Source organism: Staphylococcus sp. 231237_7MaSpsaltlick, from assembly GCF_043107035.1.
This window is the reverse complement of record NZ_JBICNX010000062.1, coordinates 1-4757: the sequence shown is the minus strand read 5'-3', so window position 1 is coordinate 4757 and position 4757 is coordinate 1. Positions and strand designations below refer to the sequence as shown.

The 4757-nt window shown below is 34.3% G+C and carries 4 protein-coding genes; all 4 read left to right on the top strand.

Translation table 11 applies throughout. The features are described from left to right. Positions 1 to 208: 208 nt before the first annotated feature. Positions 209 to 1471, top strand: coding sequence for a MobV family relaxase (mobV, locus tag ACF91D_RS29400; RefSeq protein ID WP_000119405.1), 1263 nt, complete (start codon positions 209 to 211; stop codon positions 1469 to 1471). A 244-nt stretch (positions 1472 to 1715) separates the two neighbouring features. After that, the gene (locus tag ACF91D_RS29395; RefSeq protein ID WP_000336291.1) at positions 1716 to 2699 is read left to right on the top strand and encodes a protein rep; all 984 of its coding nucleotides are present in this window, start codon (positions 1716 to 1718) and stop codon (positions 2697 to 2699) included. A 103-nt stretch (positions 2700 to 2802) separates the two neighbouring features. Beyond that, positions 2803 to 2865, top strand: coding sequence for a tetracycline resistance efflux system leader peptide (locus tag ACF91D_RS29390; protein ID WP_012779615.1), 63 nt, complete (start codon positions 2803 to 2805; stop codon positions 2863 to 2865). A gap of 33 nt (positions 2866 to 2898) precedes the next feature. Further along, complete coding sequence (tet(L), locus tag ACF91D_RS29385) at positions 2899 to 4275, top strand: tetracycline efflux MFS transporter Tet(L) (protein WP_001574277.1); 1377 nt, start codon at positions 2899 to 2901, stop codon at positions 4273 to 4275. Positions 4276 to 4757: the final 482 nt, after the last annotated feature.

The following is a 4757-nucleotide window of genomic DNA, read 5'->3' as shown; positions in this document are numbered from 1 at the left end:
CAGAGGGCAGGTTTTTTTGTTTCTTTTTTCTCGTAAAAAAAAGAAAGGTCTTAAAGGTTTTATGGTTTTGGTCGGCACTGCCGACAGCCTCGCAGAGCACACACTTTATGAATATAAAGTATAGTGTGTTATACTTTACTTGGAAGTGGTTGCCGGAAAGAGCGAAAATGCCTCACATTTGTGCCACCTAAAAAGGAGCGATTTACATATGAGTTATGCAGTTTGTAGAATGCAAAAAGTGAAATCAGCTGGACTAAAAGGCATGCAATTTCATAATCAAAGAGAGCGAAAAAGTAGAACGAATGATGATATTGACCATGAGCGAACACGTGAAAATTATGATTTGAAAAATGATAAAAATATTGATTACAACGAACGTGTCAAAGAAATTATTGAATCACAAAAAACAGGTACAAGAAAAACGAGGAAAGATGCTGTTCTTGTAAATGAGTTGCTAGTAACATCTGACCGAGATTTTTTTGAGCAACTGGATCCAGGAGAACAAAAACGATTTTTTGAGGAAAGTTATAAATTATTTTCCGAACGATATGGCAAGCAAAATATTGCTTATGCAACAGTTCATAATGATGAGCAAACCCCTCACATGCATTTAGGTGTTGTGCCTATGCGTGATGGAAAACTGCAAGGAAAAAATGTGTTTAATCGTCAAGAACTGTTATGGCTACAAGATAAATTCCCCGAGCATATGAAAAAACAGGGTTTTGAGTTGAAGCGTGGTGAACGTGGCTCTGACCGTAAACATATTGAGACAGCTAAATTTAAAAAACAAACTTTGGAAAAAGAGATTGATTTTCTAGAAAAAAATTTAGCAGTTAAAAAAGATGAATGGACTGCTTATAGCGATAAAGTTAAATCAGATTTAGAAGTACCAGCGAAACGACACATGAAAAGTGTTGAAGTGCCAACGGGTGAAAAGTCCATGTTTGGTTTGGGAAAAGAAATAATGAAAACAGAAAAGAAACCAACCAAAAATGTTGTTATATCGGAGCGTGATTATAAAAACTTAGTGACTGCTGCGAGAGATAACGATAGGTTAAAACAGCATGTTAGAAATCTCATGAGTACTGATATGGCGAGAGAATATAAAAAATTAAGTAAAGAACATGGGCAAGTTAAAGAAAAATATAGTGGTCTTGTAGAGCGATTTAATGAAAATGTAAATGATTATAATGAGTTGCTTGAAGAAAACAAGTCTTTAAAGTCTAAAATAAGCGATTTAAAGCGTGATGTGAGTTTAATCTATGAAAGCACTAAGGAATTCCTTAAGGAACGTACAGACGGCTTAAAAGCCTTTAAAAACGTTTTTAAGGGGTTTGTAGACAAGGTAAAGGATAAAACAGCACAATTCCAAGAAAAACACGATTTAGAACCTAAAAAGAACGAATTTGAACTAACTCATAACCGAGAGGTAAAAAAAGAACGAAGTCGAGATCAGGGAATGAGTTTATAAAATAAAAAAAGCACCTGAAAAGGTGTCTTTTTTTGATGGTTTTGAACTTGTTCTTTCTTATCTTGATACATATAGAAATAACGTCATTTTTATTTTAGTTGCTGAAAGGTGCGTTGAAGTGTTGGTATGTATGTGTTTTAAAGTATTGAAAACCCTTAAAATTGGTTGCACAGAAAAACCCCATCTGTTAAAGTTATAAGTGACCAAACAAATAACTAAATAGATGGGGGTTTCTTTTAATATTATGTGTCCTAATAGTAGCATTTATTCAGATGAAAAATCAAGGGTTTTAGTGGACAAGACAAAAAGTGGAAAAGTGAGACCATGGAGAGAAAAGAAAATCGCTAATGTTGATTACTTTGAACTTCTGCATATTCTTGAATTTAAAAAGGCTGAAAGAGTAAAAGATTGTGCTGAAATATTAGAGTATAAACAAAATCGTGAAACAGGCGAAAGAAAGTTGTATCGAGTGTGGTTTTGTAAATCCAGGCTTTGTCCAATGTGCAACTGGAGGAGAGCAATGAAACATGGCATTCAGTCACAAAAGGTTGTTGCTGAAGTTATTAAACAAAAGCCAACAGTTCGTTGGTTGTTTCTCACATTAACAGTTAAAAATGTTTATGATGGCGAAGAATTAAATAAGAGTTTGTCAGATATGGCTCAAGGATTTCGCCGAATGATGCAATATAAAAAAATTAATAAAAATCTTGTTGGTTTTATGCGTGCAACGGAAGTGACAATAAATAATAAAGATAATTCTTATAATCAGCACATGCATGTATTGGTATGTGTGGAACCAACTTATTTTAAGAATACAGAAAACTACGTGAATCAAAAACAATGGATTCAATTTTGGAAAAAGGCAATGAAATTAGACTATGATCCAAATGTAAAAGTTCAAATGATTCGACCGAAAAATAAATATAAATCGGATATACAATCGGCAATTGACGAAACTGCAAAATATCCTGTAAAGGATACGGATTTTATGACCGATGATGAAGAAAAGAATTTGAAACGTTTGTCTGATTTGGAGGAAGGTTTACACCGTAAAAGGTTAATCTCCTATGGTGGTTTGTTAAAAGAAATACATAAAAAATTAAACCTTGATGACACAGAAGAAGGCGATTTGATTCATACAGATGATGACGAAAAAGCCGATGAAGATGGATTTTCTATTATTGCAATGTGGAATTGGGAACGGAAAAATTATTTTATTAAAGAGTAGTTCAACAAACGGGCCATATTGTTGTATAAGTGATGAAATACTGAATTTAAAACTTAGTTTATATGTGGTAAAATGTTTTAATCAAGTTTAGGAGGAATTAATTATGAAGTGTAATGAATGTAACAGGGTTCAATTAAAAGAGGGAAGCGTATCATTAACCCTATAAACTACGTCTGCCCTCATTATTGGAGGGTGAAATGTGAATACATCCTATTCACAATCGAATTTACGACACAACCAAATTTTAATTTGGCTTTGCATTTTATCTTTTTTTAGCGTATTAAATGAAATGGTTTTGAACGTCTCATTACCTGATATTGCAAATGATTTTAATAAACCACCTGCGAGTACAAACTGGGTGAACACAGCCTTTATGTTAACCTTTTCCATTGGAACAGCTGTATATGGAAAGCTATCTGATCAATTAGGCATCAAAAGGTTACTCCTATTTGGAATTATAATAAATTGTTTCGGGTCGGTAATTGGGTTTGTTGGCCATTCTTTCTTTTCCTTACTTATTATGGCTCGTTTTATTCAAGGGGCTGGTGCAGCTGCATTTCCAGCACTCGTAATGGTTGTAGTTGCGCGCTATATTCCAAAGGAAAATAGGGGTAAAGCATTTGGTCTTATTGGATCGATAGTAGCCATGGGAGAAGGAGTCGGTCCAGCGATTGGTGGAATGATAGCCCATTATATTCATTGGTCCTATCTTCTACTCATTCCTATGATAACAATTATCACTGTTCCGTTTCTTATGAAATTATTAAAGAAAGAAGTAAGGATAAAAGGTCATTTTGATATCAAAGGAATTATACTAATGTCTGTAGGCATTGTATTTTTTATGTTGTTTACAACATCATATAGCATTTCTTTTCTTATCGTTAGCGTGCTGTCATTCCTGATATTTGTAAAACATATCAGGAAAGTAACAGATCCTTTTGTTGATCCCGGATTAGGGAAAAATATACCTTTTATGATTGGAGTTCTTTGTGGGGGAATTATATTTGGAACAGTAGCAGGGTTTGTCTCTATGGTTCCTTATATGATGAAAGATGTTCACCAGCTAAGTACTGCCGAAATCGGAAGTGTAATTATTTTCCCTGGAACAATGAGTGTCATTATTTTCGGCTACATTGGTGGGATACTTGTTGATAGAAGAGGTCCTTTATACGTGTTAAACATCGGAGTTACATTTCTTTCTGTTAGCTTTTTAACTGCTTCCTTTCTTTTAGAAACAACATCATGGTTCATGACAATTATAATCGTATTTGTTTTAGGTGGGCTTTCGTTCACCAAAACAGTTATATCAACAATTGTTTCAAGTAGCTTGAAACAGCAGGAAGCTGGTGCTGGAATGAGTTTGCTTAACTTTACCAGCTTTTTATCAGAGGGAACAGGTATTGCAATTGTAGGTGGTTTATTATCCATACCCTTACTTGATCAAAGGTTGTTACCTATGGAAGTTGATCAGTCAACTTATCTGTATAGTAATTTGTTATTACTTTTTTCAGGAATCATTGTCATTAGTTGGCTGGTTACCTTGAATGTATATAAACATTCTCAAAGGGATTTCTAAATCGTTAAGGGATCAACTTTGGGAGAGAGTTCAAAATTGATCCTTTTTTTATAACAGGAATTCAAATCTTTTTGTTCCATTAAAGGGCGCGATTGCTGAATAAAAGATACGAGAGACCTCTCTTGTATCTTTTTTATTTTGAGTGGTTTTGTCCGTTACACTAGAAAACCGAAAGACAATAAAAATTTTATTCTTGCTGAGTCTGGCTTTCGGTAAGCTAGACAAAACGGACAAAATAAAAATTGGCAAGGGTTTAAAGGTGGAGATTTTTTGAGTGATCTTCTCAAAAAATACTACCTGTCCCTTGCTGATTTTTAAACGAGCACGAGAGCAAAACCCCCCTTTGCTGAGGTGGCAGAGGGCAGGTTTTTTTGTTTCTTTTTTCTCGTAAAAAAAAGAAAGGTCTTAAAGGTTTTATGGTTTTGGTCGGCACTGCCGACAGCCTCGCAGAGCACACACTTTATGAATATAAAGTATAGTGT

What these genes read in the sequence shown, in the direction of transcription:
- ACF91D_RS29395 (WP_000336291.1), top strand. Translation starts at nt 1,716, where the DNA reads ATGTGTCCTAATAGTAGCATTTATTCAGATGAAAAATCAAGGGTTTTA.
- mobV (WP_000119405.1), top strand. Translation starts at nt 209, where the DNA reads ATGAGTTATGCAGTTTGTAGAATGCAAAAAGTGAAATCAGCTGGACTA.